The organism is Enterobacter sp. C6, from assembly GCF_008122455.1.
GTDB lineage: Bacteria > Pseudomonadota > Gammaproteobacteria > Enterobacterales > Enterobacteriaceae > Enterobacter > Enterobacter pseudoroggenkampii.
Genome location: NZ_QPFW01000229.1, coordinates 25,729 through 42,114 on the forward strand (window position 1 = coordinate 25,729; position 16,386 = coordinate 42,114).

General features: G+C 57.1%; 13 protein-coding genes. 5 read left to right on the top strand and 8 right to left on the bottom strand.

The window, feature by feature from the left end; genetic code table 11:
• The first annotated feature begins 8 nt into the window (after window positions 1–8).
• Entirely contained in the window at window positions 9–1,940 is a 1,932-nt protein-coding gene (locus DOU50_RS14330) for a methyl-accepting chemotaxis protein (protein ID WP_148769616.1), read from the top strand.
• A 45-nt stretch (window positions 1,941–1,985) separates the two neighbouring features.
• Here DOU50_RS14330 and cobB read toward each other — a convergent pair whose 3' ends face one another.
• The 5 genes from cobB to lolC are packed head-to-tail and all read right to left on the bottom strand — an operon-like array spanning window position 1,986 to window position 6,924.
• A complete protein-coding gene (cobB, locus tag DOU50_RS14335; protein WP_032650873.1) occupies window positions 1,986–2,807 on the bottom strand; it encodes a Sir2 family NAD+-dependent deacetylase in 822 nt (273 codons plus the stop codon).
• Between the two features lie 14 nt (window positions 2,808–2,821).
• A complete protein-coding gene (gene nagK, locus DOU50_RS14340) occupies window positions 2,822–3,733 on the bottom strand; it encodes an N-acetylglucosamine kinase (RefSeq protein WP_148769617.1) in 912 nt (303 codons plus the stop codon).
• A 53-nt stretch (window positions 3,734–3,786) separates the two neighbouring features.
• Window positions 3,787–5,031: a lipoprotein-releasing ABC transporter permease subunit LolE gene (lolE, locus tag DOU50_RS14345; RefSeq protein ID WP_032650869.1), complete on the bottom strand. Its 1,245-nt coding sequence runs from the start codon at window positions 5,029–5,031 to the stop codon at window positions 3,787–3,789.
• Complete coding sequence (gene lolD, locus DOU50_RS14350) at window positions 5,031–5,732, bottom strand: lipoprotein-releasing ABC transporter ATP-binding protein LolD (RefSeq protein WP_010429765.1); 702 nt, start codon at window positions 5,730–5,732, stop codon at window positions 5,031–5,033. Before lolD ends, lolE begins: the two co-directional genes overlap by 1 nt.
• The gene (gene lolC / locus DOU50_RS14355; RefSeq protein ID WP_194266151.1) at window positions 5,725–6,924 is read right to left on the bottom strand and encodes a lipoprotein-releasing ABC transporter permease subunit LolC; all 1,200 of its coding nucleotides are present in this window, start codon (window positions 6,922–6,924) and stop codon (window positions 5,725–5,727) included. The genes lolD and lolC overlap by 8 nt, the downstream gene beginning before the upstream one ends.
• Window positions 6,925–7,180: 256 nt before the next feature.
• On the opposite strand from lolC, the gene DOU50_RS14360 reads away from it, so the two are divergent.
• From DOU50_RS14360 to ldtC, 3 genes are all read left to right on the top strand, one after another.
• The gene (locus DOU50_RS14360) at window positions 7,181–8,254 is read left to right on the top strand and encodes an acyltransferase family protein (RefSeq protein WP_148769619.1); all 1,074 of its coding nucleotides are present in this window, start codon (window positions 7,181–7,183) and stop codon (window positions 8,252–8,254) included.
• Window positions 8,255–8,403: 149 nt separating this feature from the next.
• Window positions 8,404–11,850: a transcription-repair coupling factor gene (mfd, locus tag DOU50_RS14365; protein ID WP_148769620.1), complete on the top strand. Its 3,447-nt coding sequence runs from the start codon at window positions 8,404–8,406 to the stop codon at window positions 11,848–11,850.
• A 148-nt stretch (window positions 11,851–11,998) separates the two neighbouring features.
• The gene (ldtC, locus tag DOU50_RS14370) at window positions 11,999–12,964 is read left to right on the top strand and encodes a L,D-transpeptidase LdtC (RefSeq protein WP_148769621.1); all 966 of its coding nucleotides are present in this window, start codon (window positions 11,999–12,001) and stop codon (window positions 12,962–12,964) included.
• A gap of 77 nt (window positions 12,965–13,041) precedes the next feature.
• On the opposite strand, the gene bhsA is transcribed toward ldtC, so the two are convergent.
• Complete coding sequence (gene bhsA, locus DOU50_RS14375; RefSeq protein ID WP_008500777.1) at window positions 13,042–13,299, bottom strand: multiple stress resistance protein BhsA; 258 nt, start codon at window positions 13,297–13,299, stop codon at window positions 13,042–13,044.
• A 244-nt stretch (window positions 13,300–13,543) separates the two neighbouring features.
• Here bhsA and DOU50_RS14380 point away from each other — a divergent pair, with 244 nt between their 5' ends.
• Window positions 13,544–14,179: a TetR/AcrR family transcriptional regulator gene (locus tag DOU50_RS14380; protein WP_024909039.1), complete on the top strand. Its 636-nt coding sequence runs from the start codon at window positions 13,544–13,546 to the stop codon at window positions 14,177–14,179.
• A gap of 59 nt (window positions 14,180–14,238) precedes the next feature.
• Here the strand turns inward: DOU50_RS14380 and DOU50_RS14385 are convergent, their stop codons facing one another.
• Window positions 14,239–14,778 carry a glycine zipper 2TM domain-containing protein gene (locus tag DOU50_RS14385; RefSeq protein ID WP_008500779.1) on the bottom strand — a complete coding sequence of 180 codons (540 nt, stop codon included), beginning with the start codon at window positions 14,776–14,778 and terminating at the stop codon, window positions 14,239–14,241.
• Window positions 14,779–14,971: 193 nt separating this feature from the next.
• Window positions 14,972–16,276, bottom strand: a complete 1,305-nt coding sequence (locus DOU50_RS14390) for an NAD(P)/FAD-dependent oxidoreductase (protein ID WP_061715538.1) — start codon at window positions 16,274–16,276, stop codon at window positions 14,972–14,974.
• Window positions 16,277–16,386: the final 110 nt, after the last annotated feature.

Sequence of the window (16,386 nt, forward strand, 5' to 3'; positions counted from 1 at the left end):
AGATGAGAATGAAAGACGCCATGGTCCGAAGATCTAAAATAAGAGTCAAGACGTTGATGCTATTGTCCATTTTCCTCACCGTGACGGTGGGCTTTACGGCAACGATCGGGTTTATGATGTGGCAGTGGATGGCGCAGCAGGAGGTGCTGGCCAAAAAACATATCCGCCAGATAGCCGAGGTACAGGCTTTACAGGTCAGCAAACAGCTGGATTCTGCCCTGACTGCCGCCCGGGACATGGGCAACAGCGCGCTGGCGCTGCGCGAGGCGGGGGTATTCGATCGCCAGAGCCTGAACCAGCTGCTCATCCACTATCTGTCGGCTCATCCCCAGTTTCTCTCTATGTCGATGGCCTTTGAGCCCAACGCGTTTGACGATAAAGATGCCGCCTTTGCCGGTCAGAGCGGTGAAGATCCTGCCGGACGCTACGCCCGCTACGTCGACCGCGACGCTACCGGCAAACCGGCTTTACACCTGCTGACGGACATCGAAACGCCCGGCAGCGGTGATTATTATCTGCTGCCGAAACAGCGGCATAAAGATGTGATCATCGAACCCTATATTTACCCCTACAACGGCGTGGACGTGATGCTCACCTCGATTGCCGCCCCCATCATGCGTGACGGTCAGTTTCTGGGCTCGGTCACCTCTGACTTCTCACTCGCCACGCTGCAATCGACGATCGGCGCGATTAAACCGTGGAACGGCACAGGCTACGCTCTGCTCCTCTCCGCGGGTAATAACGTGGTGTCCAGCCCGGACAAGCGCGCGGCAGGCAAGCCTTACGCCGGTCAGATTGCCGGTCATGACGTCACCCGGATAAACGATCCGCTGCTGAAGGAAGATGTGTTTATCACCTGGCAGGACATCGCCGTCGGTAATAGCCAGACGCCGTGGAAACTCGCCATTATCACCCCGGTCAGCGAAGTGATGGCCGAAGCGCGCGCATTTTTGCTGAAAGCCATCATCCTGATGGTGTTAAGCATCGTGGCGGTTAGCCTGGTGATGGCGCAGATCTTTACCCGCAAGGTTGACCGTCCGGTGGGGGGAGAACCTTCCGAGGCCGCCGGGATCGCCCTGGCCGTCGCCCGGGGGGAGCTGAACAACACCATCCCGGTTCGCTCCGGAGATACCCACAGCATTTTTTATGCCCTGCACACCATGCAGATGCAGCTTAAGCGCATCGTCGACAATATCAGCGAAGCCAGCCATTCCGTGCACGGCGGGACCAGCGAAATTTCGGCGGGCAACCTTGATCTCGCCTCGCGAACCGAAGAACAGGCGGCGGCAATTGTTGAAACGGCAGCCAGCATGGAAGAGATTTCGGTCACGGTGAAGAATAACGCCGACAACGCCCATAAGGCGACGACGCTGACCGATCGCGCCGCGAGCCTCGCCGGGCATGGCGAAACGCTGGTGAACGACGTAGTCGTGGTGATTGGGGAGATTGACGAGAGCGCGCGTAAGATCGGTGAGATTAACAACATCGTCGATGGCATCGCCTTCCAGACCAATATCCTGGCGCTGAATGCGGCCGTTGAAGCAGCGCGTGCCGGCGAACAGGGGCGCGGTTTCGCGGTAGTCGCAGGTGAAGTGCGCAATCTTGCCCAGCGAAGCGCTAACGCGGCCAAAGAGATCTCTCAGCTGATTGCCGAGTCCTCAGGCCGCGTCAGTAAAGGCGTTGAGCTGGTCAATGAGACCGGCGTAATGATGAAACAGGTGATTGAGGCGGTGTCGCACGTGCATCTGGTCATCAACGACATTGTTCAGGCGCTGGACGAGCAGAACCGCGGGATTAGCCAGGTCAGCACTGCCGTTAACCAGATGGACAGCACCACCCAGCAGAACGCCTCTCTGGTTCAGCAGATCTCAGCGGCGGCGCTCTCGCTGGACGAGCAGGCTAAATCGTTGGAGAAGACGCTGGCGTTCTTTCATTCTTAAATAAAAAGGCACCCGTCCAGCGGGTGCCTTTTCACGCGATTCGCGTTACAGACCTTTCAGCAGCTTGTCGACAAACTCCGGGACAACCGTGCTTGCCAGACCGTAGTGTTTCTCTTCAAACTCGCTGCCCACCTGGCTTGGCTCAAGGTTGAGTTCAACCGTATGCGCACCGTGCAGTCGCGCTTCGTGGACAAACCCCGCCGCCGGATAAACGTGGCCGGATGTGCCGATGGCGATAAACACGTCGGCCATCGCCAGCGCGCTGTAGATCTCATCCATTCCCAGCGGCATTTCGCCGAACCAGACCACGTGCGGTCGCAGGCGCGACGGGAACTGGCAGCAGTGGCACTTATCCTCCGGCAGCACGTCTTCTTTCCAGTCAAGCACCTGACCGCTCCAGGCGCAGCGAACCTTGAGCAGCTCACCGTGCATATGGATGATGTTCTTGTTGCCGGCCCGCTCGTGCAGGTTGTCGATATTCTGCGTTACCAGCAGAAAACGATCGCCCAGCGCCTCTTCCAGCTTCGCCAGCGCCAGATGCGCCGCATTAGGCGCAACGTCAGGCTGCTGAAGCTGACGACGGCGGGCGTTGTAAAACGCCTGCACGAGATCCGGGTCGCGGGCAAAACCTTCCGGCGTGGCGACATCCTCCACGCGGTGCTCTTCCCACAGCCCGTCCGCCGCGCGGAAGGTTCGAATTCCTGACTCGGCGGAGATCCCCGCCCCGGTCAGCACCACCACTCTGGGTTTATCCATCGCTTCTGGCATTATTCTGTCTCTGAAAAAGATCCGCTGGCGCAAGCGCTCACGTAAGCGGCGTTTGTTTTTGCGAAAACGGCTGAGTCGACCCTGGCGACGCGACAGCATAGAAACCTCGTAAACTAATCGGTGAGATGAAGGAATGCGGCTCCGCGCATCCCTCCTGCGTCCCCGTGTCGCGCGCGTTCAATACGCGGCACGCGGGCAACCGGCAATAAATGTCGGGGCAAACGCCCGGACAACCGTTCCGTAATCGCGGTAAAGTTTGAGAGCCCTCCCCCGATCACCAGCAGATCCGGGTCGACGATGGTGAGAATATTTCCCAGACACACCGCCAGCAGATCCAGATAGCGCTCGACGTGCTCACGCGCCTGCGCATCCCCTTGCTCCCACAGGGTAATGATTTGAGGGGCCTCAAGTTTCTGATGATAGAAGTGTTCGTAAAGCCATGCAAACCCGCGGCCGGAAAGGTAGTTCTCAATACAGCCGTGCTGGCCACAGCCGCAGCGTGTCAGCGGGAAATCACGCCCCACCACCTCAAGAGCATCCACCGGCAGGCGGATATGGCCAAACTCGCCGGTAATGTAGCTGCGGCCGGTGATGGGCTTACCGTTGACGACGATTCCTCCGCCGACGCCGGTACCGAGGATCAGCCCCATCACCAGCGGATAGCGACGGAATTCATCATCCCAGGCTTCAGAGAGCGCAAAGCAGTTGGCATCATTGTCTAAACGCACGTCGCGTTCAAGGAGAGCAGAGAGATCGGCGCGCAGCGGTTTACCGCTGGCGGCAGGCACGTTGGCCGCGTAAAGCGTACCGTCGTCGGTTTCGGGCATGCCCGGAATACCGATGCCGACGCTGCCTTTCACGCCGAAACGTTCATCTGCCTGCGCCACCAGCGCGGCAATGGCGGTTAAAAATTCGTCGTAGCTTTCGCGCGGCGTGGGAACGCGGGTTTCCCACTGCAGTTTGAGGTCTTTATCAAACGCGCCGAGCGCAATCTTGGTGCCGCCAATATCAAATCCATAATACATAACGCATTCCTCTTTCGATCTGGCGACCCGAAAGCCGCTAGATCATGACGTAATTACTGGCCACTTAATACCCTCGCCGGATCAATTCGGCTTGCGCGACGCGCCGGATACCAGCTTGCCAGCAGACTCAGTAAAAGTGCTGTAAGCAGCACATAAAAAACATCCAGCCAGTGCAGTTCAGACGGCAGGAAGTCAATAAAATAGATATCACCCGACAGGAACTGGTGACCAATAAGTTTTTCAATCCCGTTGATAATCGGCGTCAGCTGCAGGGAAACCACCACGCCAATCACCACGCCGCACAGGCTGCCGAACAGCCCCGCCAGCAAACCGTACCAGACGAAGATGGCGCGAATAAGACCGTCTTTCGCCCCCAGCGTACGCAGCACGGCGATGTCGCCGCTCTTGTCCTTGACCGCCATCACCAGCGTCGAGACGATATTAAAGCACGCCACACCAATCACCAGCACCATCGCCAGATACATAATGGCGCGGATCATCTGGATATCACGGTACATATACCCGTAAGTGCCGATCCAGCTTTTGATGTAGACATAGTTATTGGTCACGCTGCCCGCGTCGCGTACCAGCTTGTTGGCGTTAAAGACGTCGTTTACCTTAATGGCAATACCCGTCACGCTGTCGCCCATGTCGAGATACTGGCGCGCATCTTCCATCGGCACCATCGCAAAGCTGTGGTCAAGCTGGCCGCTCAGTTGAAGAATACCGGTAACGTGCAGGCGCACGCGTTTAGGCTGCTGCAGTTTGTGGTCGGCGCTGGCGTTCGGGATCATGATTGACACCCAGTCGCCCTGCTTCACCTTCAGGGCATCGGCCACGCCTTTACCCATGATGATCTGCTGCTCGCCCGCCTTGAAGTTGGCCCACGCGCCGTTCTGCACATAGTTCGGCAGCGCGCTGAGACGCGCTTCCTGGACTGGGTTGACTCCTTTCACCTGAATGGCGCGCAGGTTTACCCCGCTCTCCACCAGCCCGGTAAAGTTAATATAGGGCGCGGCCGCGGCGATGCCCGGCACTTTTTCAACTTTGGCGAGCGCATCGCTCCAGTTCGTCCATGGCTGGTTAACCGGTTCGATCTCCCCGTGCGGCACGACCGCCAGAATGCGGTTATTCAGCTCGCGCTCGAAACCGTTCATCGCGCTTAAGCCGACAATCAGCACCGCCACACCCAGCGCAATACCGATGGTCGAGATGACGGAGATCAGCGACACCATGCCGCCGCGACGGCGGCCGCGGCTAAAACGTAAACCGATGAGTAACGATAACGGTGACGCCATTACTCTGCTCCCATCAGGGTCAGTTCCGCGTTCAGATGGCCGTCGCGCATCTCAAGCTGACGCCCCATGCGTTTTGCCAGCTGCAGATCGTGGGTCACCACCAGAAACGCGGTGCCCTGCGAGGCGTTCAGCTCGCCCAGAAGCTGGAAAATACTGTCCGCATTGCGGGCGTCCAGGTTACCGGTAGGCTCATCCGCCAGCACCAGACGCGGGTTGTTGACCAGCGCACGGGCAATCGCCACGCGCTGACGCTCGCCGCCGGAAAGCTCAGAGGGACGATGGTTGCCGCGATGACCCAGCCCTACCGCTTTCAGCATGTCGCTGGCGCGAGCGTTAATTTCTGCCGGTTTCTTTTTGCCAATCAGCAGCGGCATCGCCACGTTTTCCAGCGCCGTGAAATCCGGCAGCAGATGGTGGAACTGGTAGATAAAGCCCAGCTCGCGGTTGCGCAGCTCGGCCTTCGCCGCCGAGGACATTTTGCTCATCGGCTGGCCGGAGAAAATCACGTCGCCTTCGGTTGGCGTATCCAGCCCGCCCAGCAGATGCAGCAGCGTACTTTTGCCCGAGCCGGAGCTGCCGACAATCGCCATCATCTCGCCTTCACCCACGCTAAAGCTCACATTGTGCAGCACGTCGGTTTGCACAGTACCTTCCTGATAGCGTTTGGACAGGTTGTCGCATTGCAACAGGATCTTATTCATAACGTAAAGCCTCAGCGGGTTGAGTGGCGGCGGCGCGCCAGGAAGGATAAAGCGTAGAAAGCAGCGCAATGGCCATCGCTGCCAGCGCAATACCGACCACCTGCAGCGGCTCGATAGCCACCGGCAGCGCCGCGCCGTCAAGCAGCGCGCCAATGATCGGCATTAAGTTATTGAGCTGGCTGGCAAGCAATGCCCCCAGCACGGCGCCGAGCAGCGCGCCGATGATACCGGCACTGGCCCCCTGCACCATAAACACCGCCATGATCTGGCGCGGCGTGAGCCCCTGGGTTTGCAGAATGGCAACTTCGCCCTGCTTCTCCATCACCATCAGGCCCAGCGAGGTAATGATGTTAAATGCGGCCACGGCCACGATCAGGCTCAGCAGCAGCCCCATCATGTTTTTTTCCATCCGCACGGCCTGGAACAATTCGCCTTTGCGCTCGCGCCAGTCCTGCCATTTGGTGCCGTCCGGCAGTTTTTGCTGGCTGAGGGTATCGACCTTCAGCGGTGCGTCGAGCCACAGGCGCCAGCCGGTGATATTCCCCGCCGGGTAGCGCATCAGGCGTGAAGCATCCTGAATGTTCACCAGCATCTGGTAGCCATCGACTTCGCTGTTAGCGGCAAAGGTACCAATCACGTTGAACAGGCGCTGGCTTGGCAGGCGTCCCATCGGCGTAAACTGGCTGGCAGAAGGGACCATCACCCGCAGCTGGTCACCACGGTTGACGCCAAGCTGGCCGGCAAGCTGTTCACCCAGAATCACATTGTATTTTCCGGCTTCCAGATCGGTCTGCTTCACGTTAACCAGATATGGTGTCAGCGGATCGTTTTGCGTCGGGTCGATACCCAGCATCACGCCGACCGCCACGCTGCGGGCGCTTTGCAGCACCACGTCACCGGTGGTCAACGGCGCAACGCGCGTGACGCCCTGTAACTTCGCCGTGCTTTCCGGCAGCTGCTGTGGGTTAACCGAACCGTTAGTCGATGAGAGAACGGCCTGCGGCATCAGCCCCAGGATGTTATTTTGCAGCTCGCGCTCAAAGCCATTCATGACGGAAAGCACCGTCACCAGTGCCATCACGCCAAGCGTAATGCCAATAGTCGAAAGCCAGGAGACAAAGCGACCGAAGCGGTCCGCGGCGCGCCCACGCATGTAGCGTAAGCCTATGAAGAGTGCGACAGGTTGATACATGAAATCCGTCTGTTTGCTGATAGCAGACCCACGAGTATATAAGCGAATCCGTTAAGCGTAAATGACTGAAACAGTAAGCTTTGGTAATCATTTTTCCGAAAAATTCAGATAAATCAGGGTGCTATTGTCTGAATACTCACCTCGCAACCTCCACCTTTTCCGAAAAACCTCCTGATACAGACTGTTACCCATTACATCCTGGTGTCGTTTTACAACAATTGCTCGTTCGTTTATGGCAATAAGGTAGTGGCGAACAATGAAGCAAAAAGCATTATGGATTAACCAGATAAAAGGGCTGTGTATCTGCCTGGTGGTTATCTATCATTCGGTTATCACGTTTTATCCGCATCTGATCGGGCTGCAACACCCGCTCTCCGGCCTTCTCGCCAAATGCTGGGTCTATTTTAACCTCTATCTCGCACCGTTTCGTATGCCGGTCTTCTTCTTTATCTCCGGCTACCTGATCCGTCGTTATATCGACGAGGTGGACTGGCGAACCAGTCTCGACAAGCGGATCTGGAGCATTGTCTGGGTGCTGGCGCTATGGGGTGTCCTGCAATGGCAGGCGTTGGCCCACCTGAACGCGTGGCTGGCGCCCGAGCGTGAGCTTGCCACCTCGTCGAACGCGGCCTACGCCGACTCGCTCTCAGGATTTGTGCAAGGCATGCTCACCGCCAGCACCAGCCTGTGGTATCTGTATGCTCTGGTGGTCTACTTCACGCTGTGTAAACTGCTGAGCCGCTGGAAGCTGCCGGTACTGGGGCTGCTGGCGCTGGCAAGCATCGCGATCAACTTCATGCCGCTGCCGTGGTGGGGAATGAACAGCGTGGTACGCAACATGATCTACTACAGCCTCGGGGCGTGGTATGGCGCAGCGCTGATGGCGTGGATGAAAAGCGTCAACCTGCGCCGCATCTGGCTGGCAACCGGCGCTTTCGCCGCCGTCTCCGTGGTGCTGTGGTTTGCTAACGTTCCGCTGCTGCTCTCATTGCTGTCGATTGTGTTGATCATGAAGCTGTTCTATAGCCTTGAGCAGCGCTATGCCGTTCACCCGAACAATCTGCTGAACGTGATTGGCTCAAACACCATTGCGATTTATACCACCCACCGCATCCTGATTGAGGCCTTTAGCCTGTTCCTGATCGGCGAGATGAATGCCGCTTACTGGCCGGTCTGGGCCGAGCTATCCCTAATTCTTGTCTATCCGTTTGCCAGCCTGCTGGTCTGTACCCTGGCCGGACTCGGGGTGCGTAAGATCTCCACCGCGCTGTTTGGCGACGTTTTCTTCTCTCCTCCCGCTACGCTGACCCTGTCACCTTCAACGCGTTAATGCCCTCTTCGCCCCCGTTTCGGGGGCGTTTAGCCCAGCCGTGCGGTTACGATTTGCTTATGTAAAACGATCGAGGATAATAAAGACATTGCGTATCAGTGATATGCCCCAATACTGTTGGTATATCCATAAGAGACTCTGACATAGCCATGCCTGAACACTATCGTTATTCCTTACCTGTCAAAGCGGGCGACCAACGCCAGCTGGGTGAACTCACGGGCGCGGCGTGCGCCACGCTGGTGGCGGAAATCGCCGAGCGTCATCCAGGCCCGGTGATTCTGGTTGCCCCGGATATGCAAAACGCCCTGCGTCTGCACGACGAAATTCGCCAGTTCACCGATAATCTGGTGTTCAGCCTGGCCGACTGGGAAACGCTGCCGTATGACAGCTTCTCTCCGCATCAGGAGATTATCTCCTCGCGCCTGTCGACGCTCTATCAACTCCCGACCATGCAGCGCGGCGTGCTGATTGTGCCGGTGAACACCCTGATGCAGCGAGTCTGTCCGCACAGCTATCTGCACGGTCACGCGCTGGTGATGAAAAAAGGCCAGCGACTGTCCCGTGATGCCCTGCGCGCGCAGCTTGACGGGGCCGGCTATCGCCACGTCGACCAGGTGATGGAGCACGGGGAATACGCGACCCGCGGCGCGCTGCTCGACCTTTACCCGATGGGCAGCGACCAGCCGTATCGTCTGGACTTTTTCGATGATGAAATCGACAGCCTGCGCGTCTTCGACGCCGACACGCAGCGCACGCTGGAAGAAGTGGAGTCCATCAATTTACTGCCCGCGCATGAGTTCCCCACGGACAAAACCGCTATCGAACTGTTTCGCAGCCAGTGGCGCGATAAGTTCGAGGTGAAGCGCGACGCGGAACATATTTATCAGCAGGTCAGTAAAGGCACGCTGCCTGCCGGGATCGAATACTGGCAGCCGCTGTTCTTCAACGAGCCGCTCCCTGCCCTGTTCAGCTACTTCCCGGCGAATACGCTGATTGTTACTACCGGCGATATCGACGCCAGCGCCAGCCGCTTTGAAAGTGAAACCCGCGCGCGCTTCGAAAACCGGGGCGTTGACCCGATGCGCCCGCTACTGCCGCCGGAAGCGCTGTGGCTGCGTACCGACGAGCTCAACGCCGAGCTGAAGCGCTGGCCGCGCATGCAGCTGAAAACCGATTCGCTTGCCGACAAGGCCGCCAACACCAACCTCGCCTTCCGGACGCTGCCGGACCTGGCCGTCCAGGCGCAGCAGAAATCCCCGCTGGATAATCTGCGCAAGTTTCTGGAGTCCTTTACCGGCCCGGTGGTGTTCTCCGTTGAGAGTGAAGGCCGCCGCGAAGCGTTAGGTGAGCTGCTGGGACGCATTAAGGTGGCGCCGAAGCGCATCCTGCGCCTGAGCGAAGCGACCGGAAACGGTCGTTACCTGATGATTGGCGCCGCCGAGCACGGTTTTATCGACACGCTCAATAACCTGGCGCTGATTTGCGAAAGCGACCTGCTGGGCGAGCGCGTCGCACGCCGCCGTCAGGACAGCCGTCGGACCATCAACCCGGACACGCTGATCCGTAACCTGGCCGAGCTGCACCCGGGCCAGCCGATTGTTCACCTGGAGCATGGCGTTGGACGCTATCAGGGGATGACCACGCTGGAAGCGGGCGGCATTAAAGGTGAATACCTGATGCTGACCTACGCTAACGACGCCAAACTGTATGTTCCGGTGTCGTCCCTGCATCTGATCAGCCGCTACGCGGGCGGTGCCGAAGAGAACGCGCCGCTGCACAAGCTGGGCGGCGATGCCTGGGCGCGCGCGCGCCAGAAGGCCGCGGAAAAAGTGCGCGACGTGGCCGCCGAGCTGCTGGATATTTACGCCCAGCGCGCGGCCAAAGAGGGCTTCGCCTTTAAGCATGATAAGGAACAGTACCAACTGTTTTGTGACAGCTTCCCGTTTGAAACCACGCCGGATCAGGCTCAGGCCATCAACGCCGTGCTGAGCGACATGTGCCAGCCGCTGGCAATGGACCGCTTAGTCTGCGGCGACGTTGGCTTCGGCAAAACCGAAGTGGCGATGCGCGCCGCCTTCCTTGCGGTCGAAAACAACAAGCAGGTGGCGGTGCTGGTGCCGACCACCCTGCTCGCTCAGCAGCACTTCGACAACTTCCGCGACCGCTTCGCCAACTGGCCGGTTCGCATCGAGATGCTGTCGCGTTTTCGCAGCAACAAAGAGCAGACCCAGATACTGGAACAGGCCAGCGAGGGTAAAATCGACATTCTGATCGGCACCCACAAGCTGCTGCAAAGCGACGTGAAGTGGAAAGATCTGGGGCTGCTGATCGTCGACGAAGAGCACCGCTTCGGGGTGCGTCATAAAGAGCGCATCAAAGCGATGCGCGCCGACGTCGACATCCTGACCCTGACCGCAACGCCGATCCCGCGAACCCTGAACATGGCGATGAGCGGCATGCGCGATCTGTCGATTATTGCCACGCCGCCGGCTCGCCGTCTGGCGGTGAAAACCTTTGTCCGCGAGTACGATAATCTGGTGGTGCGTGAGGCCATTCTGCGTGAAGTGCTTCGTGGGGGGCAGGTCTACTACCTCTATAACGACGTGGAAAATATCCAGAAAGCGGCGGACAGGCTGGCGGAACTGGTACCGGAAGCGCGTATCGCTATCGGTCACGGGCAGATGCGCGAGCGCGAGCTGGAACGGGTGATGAACGACTTCCACCACCAGCGCTTTAACGTGCTGGTGTGCACCACCATCATCGAAACCGGGATCGACATTCCGACGGCAAACACCATCATCATTGAACGCGCGGATCACTTTGGTCTGGCGCAGCTTCACCAGCTGCGCGGTCGCGTCGGGCGTTCACACCATCAGGCCTACGCCTGGCTGCTGACGCCGCATCCGAAAGCGATGACCACCGACGCGCAAAAGCGTCTGGAAGCCATCGCCTCGCTGGAAGACCTCGGCGCAGGCTTTGCGCTGGCCACGCACGATCTCGAGATCCGCGGTGCCGGCGAACTGCTGGGTGAAGACCAGAGCGGCTCGATGGAAACCATCGGCTTCTCGCTCTATATGGAGCTGCTGGAGAACGCGGTTGATGCCCTGAAGGCCGGACGCGAGCCGTCGCTGGAAGACCTCACCAGCCAGCAGACCGAGGTCGAGCTGCGTATGCCTTCCCTGCTGCCGGATGATTTCATTCCGGACGTGAATACCCGACTCTCATTCTACAAACGCATCGCCAGCGCGAAGAAGGAGAACGAGCTGGAAGAGATCAAGGTTGAGCTTATCGATCGCTTTGGTCTGCTGCCCGATGCGGCGAGAAATCTGCTGGATATCGCGAGACTGCGCCAGCAGGCGCAGAAGCTGGGGATTCGTAAGCTCGAAGGCAATGAAAAAGGCGGCGTGATTGAATTCGCCGAGAAGAACCACGTCAACCCGATGTGGCTCATCGGCCTGCTGCAAAAACAGCCGCAGCATTTCCGTCTGGATGGCCCAACCCGTCTGAAATTTACCCAGGAGCTGACGGAGCGCAAAACCCGTATGGACTGGGTGCGTAACTTTATGCGTCAGCTGGAAGAGAACGCGATCGCATAACCTCCCTTCCCCCTGTTAGCCCAGTGCTACGGGGGGACAATTTACAAACTCTTTGCACTTCACCCGATCTTCCCGACACACCCATTCGTCATAATTATCATTAACGCCTTATAAAACAATAACCTTATCATTTGCATGGATTATGGTGATGATGACCTTTTCGCGTTTTACTCGCTGGTTAACCCTGTTTGCGCTGGCAGCCACCGTTGCGGTGGCGCTTCCCGCTCGCGCAAATACCTGGCCCCTTCCTCCGCCCGGCAGCAAGGTGGTGGGTGAAAACCGCTTTCATGTGGTTGAAAATAATGGCGGTTCACTGGAAGCCATTGCCAAAAAATATAACGTCGGTTTTCTGGCTCTGCTGCAGGCGAACCCCGGCGTCGACCCGTACGTTCCGCGAGCGGGCAGCGTGTTGACTATCCCGTTACAGACGATTCTGCCGGACGCCCCGCGCGAGGGGATGGTGATAAACCTGGCCGAGCTGCGTCTGTACTATTACCCGCCGGGTAAAAATGAGGTGACCGTCTACCCGATTGGTATTGGTCAGCTGGGCGGCGACACCCTGACGCCGACGATGGTCACCACCGTCTCGGATAAACGCGCGAATCCAACCTGGACCCCGACGGCCAATATTCGAGCCCGTTATAAAGCTCAGGGCATCGATCTTCCAGCCGTGGTGCCGGCAGGCCCGGATAACCCAATGGGACACCACGCGATCCGCCTGGCAGCCTACGGTGGTGTTTACCTGCTGCACGGCACGAATGCGGACTTTGGCATCGGCATGCGCGTCAGTTCCGGATGTATTCGTCTGCGCGATGACGATATCAAAACGCTGTTTAACGTCGTTACACCGGGAACCAAAGTGAATATTATCAATACGCCGATTAAGGTTTCTGAGGAGCCGGGCGGCGTGCGGCTGGTCGAAATTCACCAGCCGCTATCGAAAAACATTGGCGATGATCCGCAGACGCTGCCCATTAACCTGAATGCCGCGATGGTGAGCTTCAAAACGAATGCGAATACCAACAGCGTGGTGATGGAGCACGCGATGGAGGCCCGGTCAGGCATGCCGACCGATGTCACCCTGCATCACGATGTAATCCAGCAATCGATGTAAATCATAAATAAAAAAAACGCCCTGCTCAGCAGGGCGTTTTTTTATTGCAGTGGCATAAATGAGGGTTTATGCCCGGCTTATTTGTAGATGACAGCCGTGCCGTGCAGGGTGTTAGGACCGGTCACAGAGGTGATGCGGTAAGATTTTGCACCCATCTCTTGCGCTTTTTGCGCCAGCTGATCTTCCAGGGAACCCAGGTTAGTCCCGGCAGACGCAGAGATTGTCCCGACTTTATGCTGATCGACCGGAGTGGATTGTACCTGTACAGCAGCAAAGCTTGCGAAAGAGAGTGAACTCAGGACAGCAGCAGCGATGAGGGTTTTTACGTTTTTCATGATGTTTACCTTTAGCAGATGAATTTGGAGGTCGTTATCTATTTAGTTAACGATCGATAGGTAAATCATAAATGTGATCCAGGTCACGCGTCAACATAATTTTATAACGACCATTAACTTAATTTTAAAGTCGTTATTTTTCATATAGATATGATTAATATATTTTTAAGCATTCAGCACTGGTGGTGGGTTGCGTTTATTTTTATAATGGTTATTCACCAAACCAACAGAGGACCAACGGCACATGACAACCGATGTCACGAGTTGTGCGAAGAAAAGCCGTGGCCGACCAAAAGTGTTTGACAGGGATGCAGCGCTTGATAAGGCCATGACTCTCTTCTGGCAACATGGGTATGAAGCAACCTCGCTTTCCGATCTGGTAGAAGCCACCGGAGCCAAAGCGCCGACGCTGTATGCCGAATTTACCAATAAAGAGGGGCTGTTCAGGGCAGTGCTGGACAGATACATTTCGCGCTTTGCGGCGAAACACGAAGCCCAGCTGTTCTGTGAAGAGAAAAGCGTCGAACAGGCGCTTCGCGACTATTTCACCGCCGTCGCGACCTGCTTCACCAGTAAAGAGACGCCTGCGGGCTGCTTTATGATTAACACCTCTGCCACCCTGGCGGCGTCCTCGAAAGAGATTGCCAATACGGTGAAATCGCGGCATGCCATGCAGGAGGAGACGCTCAGCGCCTTTCTGGCTCAGCGCCAGCAGCGCGGTGAAATCCCTGCGCAATGCAACCCTCAACTGCTGGCGCAATACCTGAGCTGTATTTTGCAGGGGATGTCGATCAGCGCCCGTGAAGGGGCTACGCTGGAAAAACTGCAGAATATTAGCGAAACCACGCTGCGACTGTGGCCAGAGCTACTGAAAATCTGAAGCAAAAAAAAGCTCCTCAGCCTGAGCGCATGAGGAGCTAAATTCAGAGAACATCTTTTTTACACTTTGTTATTCAGAACCAGCTGGCCATTCCCATCCAGTGGAATTTGCGTGCCCGGGTCTTTATCCATGCGGATTTTGCCCTGCTGATCGCCAATTTTGTACGTCACGTCATAGCCCAGCATTTTTTCCGACTTGTCATAGACGGTTTTGCAGCGTTGCTGAGTCGTGGTGTAGGTATCATTATCCTGCATCGCGCCCTGTACCTGGTTACCGGCATAGCCGCCACCCAGCGCACCGACCACGGTCGCCACATCTTTACCCCGGCCGCCGCCGAACTGGTGACCAATCACGCCACCCGCTACCGCGCCCAGAACAGAACCGGCAATGCGGTTTTCATCCTGCACCGGACGACGGTGCGTCACGGAGACGTTACGGCACTCCTGACGAGGCGTTTTTACCGTTTCTTTAATCGGTGTAGCAGAAACCACCTGCGCATACTGCGGGCCGCGATCTAATACGTTGAGACTGGCAACGGCAGCCACACCTAACGCAGCCGCGACGCCAATCCCTATACCCGCCAACATTGATTTATTCACGGGACTTCCTCCTTTGTTGCTATTGGTAACAATTTTGCAATGGAGGCATCGCTTCGCCAATAAGATAAAGGATCAAAAAAGGGGCGTTGAGAGGAGATATATTGTATTTAGGAGAACTCTTAAGCACTCAAACTGTGATCTACAGCATGAAATGCTAAAAACCCCCTCCGGAGGACCCGGAGGGAGTGAAAGATTAGTGCAGCTTCAGACGCGGACGGATCACGCGGTTGATTCTGCCCACCAGCATCATCAGCCCGGTTTTGAAGTAGCCGTGCAGCGCAATCTGGTGCATACGGTAGAGGGAGATATACACGAAGCGGGCAATGCGCCCTTCTACCATCATTGAGCCGCGCATCAGGTTGCCCATCAGGCTGCCGACGGTAGAGAAGTTTGACAGCGATACCAGTGAACCATGGTCTTTATAGACATAGGCTTTCATTGGCTTGCCTTTGTACTGCGCCAGAATGTTGTGCAGCACCAGGCTTGCCATCTGGTGAGCGGCCTGCGCGCGCGGCGGCACGAATCCACCTTCAGGACGCGCGCAGGAGGCACAGTCACCGATAGCAAAGATGTCAGGGTCACGCGTGGTTTGCAGCGTTGGCTCGGTGACCAGCTGGTTAATGCGGTTCGTTTCCAGACCGCCGATCTCTTTCATAAAGTCAGGCGCTTTGATACCTGCCGCCCAGACCATCAGATCCGCTTTGATATACTCGCCGTCTTTGGTGTGCAGGCCGCCTTCGTCGGCGCTGGTCACCATGGTCTGCGTCAACACCCGTACGCCCAGTTTGGTGAGCTCATTGTGTGCCGCACCGGAAATTCGCGGAGGCAGCGCAGGCAGGATGCGTTCACCGGCTTCGACCAGCGTGACGTTCAGCGCTTCGTTAGTTAACCCTTTGTAACCGTAGCTGTGCAGCTGTTTCACTGCATTGTGCAGCTCCGCAGACAGCTCAACGCCCGTCGCACCACCGCCGACAATGGCGATATTCACCTTACCGTTCGCACCCATATTGCTGGTGTACTTCAGGAACAGGTTCAGCATTTCCTGATGGAAACGACGCGCCTGGTGCGGGTTATCGAGGAAGATACAGTGCTCTTTCACGCCCGGCGTGTTGAAGTCGTTGGAGGTACTGCCCAGCGCCATGACCAGCGTGTCGTACGGCAGCTTGCGCTCAGGAACCAGCAGCTCCCCTTTTTCATCGCGCAACTCTGCCAGGGTGATGGTTTTGCTTTCACGGTTGATGTCCACCACCGAGCCCAGCTGGAACTGGAAATGGTGGTTGCGCGCGTGCGCCAGATAGCTGAGCGCGTCCACGCCCTCATCCAGAGAACCGGTCGCCACTTCGTGCAGCAGCGGTTTCCACAGGTGGCTGTGGTTACGATCCACCAGCGTAATTTTGGCTTTTTTACCGCGACCCAGCTTCTTGCCCAGCTGTGTAGCCAGCTCCAGCCCGCCAGCACCACCGCCTACAATCACTATCTTTTTCAATGGCGTAGTCAACGTGACCCCCTCAAATTATTAACCAATTGTTAATTAAAAGTTATAAAAATAACCCTTAATTAACAACAGGTTACAGCACTGAAACCATTCAGGTGCATTGAGAATACCAC

Excerpts from the sequence above, each read along its gene's own strand:
- lolE (WP_032650869.1), bottom strand. The coding sequence starts at position 5,031 with ATGGCGTCACCGTTATCGTTACTCATCGGTTTACGTTTTAGCCGCGGC.
- DOU50_RS14380 (WP_024909039.1), top strand. The coding sequence starts at position 13,544 with ATGACAACCGATGTCACGAGTTGTGCGAAGAAAAGCCGTGGCCGACCA.
- ldtC (WP_148769621.1), top strand. The coding sequence starts at position 11,999 with ATGATGACCTTTTCGCGTTTTACTCGCTGGTTAACCCTGTTTGCGCTG.
- lolC (WP_194266151.1), bottom strand. The coding sequence starts at position 6,924 with ATGTATCAACCTGTCGCACTCTTCATAGGCTTACGCTACATGCGTGGG.
- nagK (WP_148769617.1), bottom strand. The coding sequence starts at position 3,733 with ATGTATTATGGATTTGATATTGGCGGCACCAAGATTGCGCTCGGCGCG.
- lolD (WP_010429765.1), bottom strand. The coding sequence starts at position 5,732 with ATGAATAAGATCCTGTTGCAATGCGACAACCTGTCCAAACGCTATCAG.
- DOU50_RS14360 (WP_148769619.1), top strand. The coding sequence starts at position 7,181 with ATGAAGCAAAAAGCATTATGGATTAACCAGATAAAAGGGCTGTGTATC.
- DOU50_RS14330 (WP_148769616.1), top strand. The coding sequence starts at position 9 with ATGAAAGACGCCATGGTCCGAAGATCTAAAATAAGAGTCAAGACGTTG.
- bhsA (WP_008500777.1), bottom strand. The coding sequence starts at position 13,299 with ATGAAAAACGTAAAAACCCTCATCGCTGCTGCTGTCCTGAGTTCACTC.
- cobB (WP_032650873.1), bottom strand. The coding sequence starts at position 2,807 with ATGCTGTCGCGTCGCCAGGGTCGACTCAGCCGTTTTCGCAAAAACAAA.
- mfd (WP_148769620.1), top strand. The coding sequence starts at position 8,404 with ATGCCTGAACACTATCGTTATTCCTTACCTGTCAAAGCGGGCGACCAA.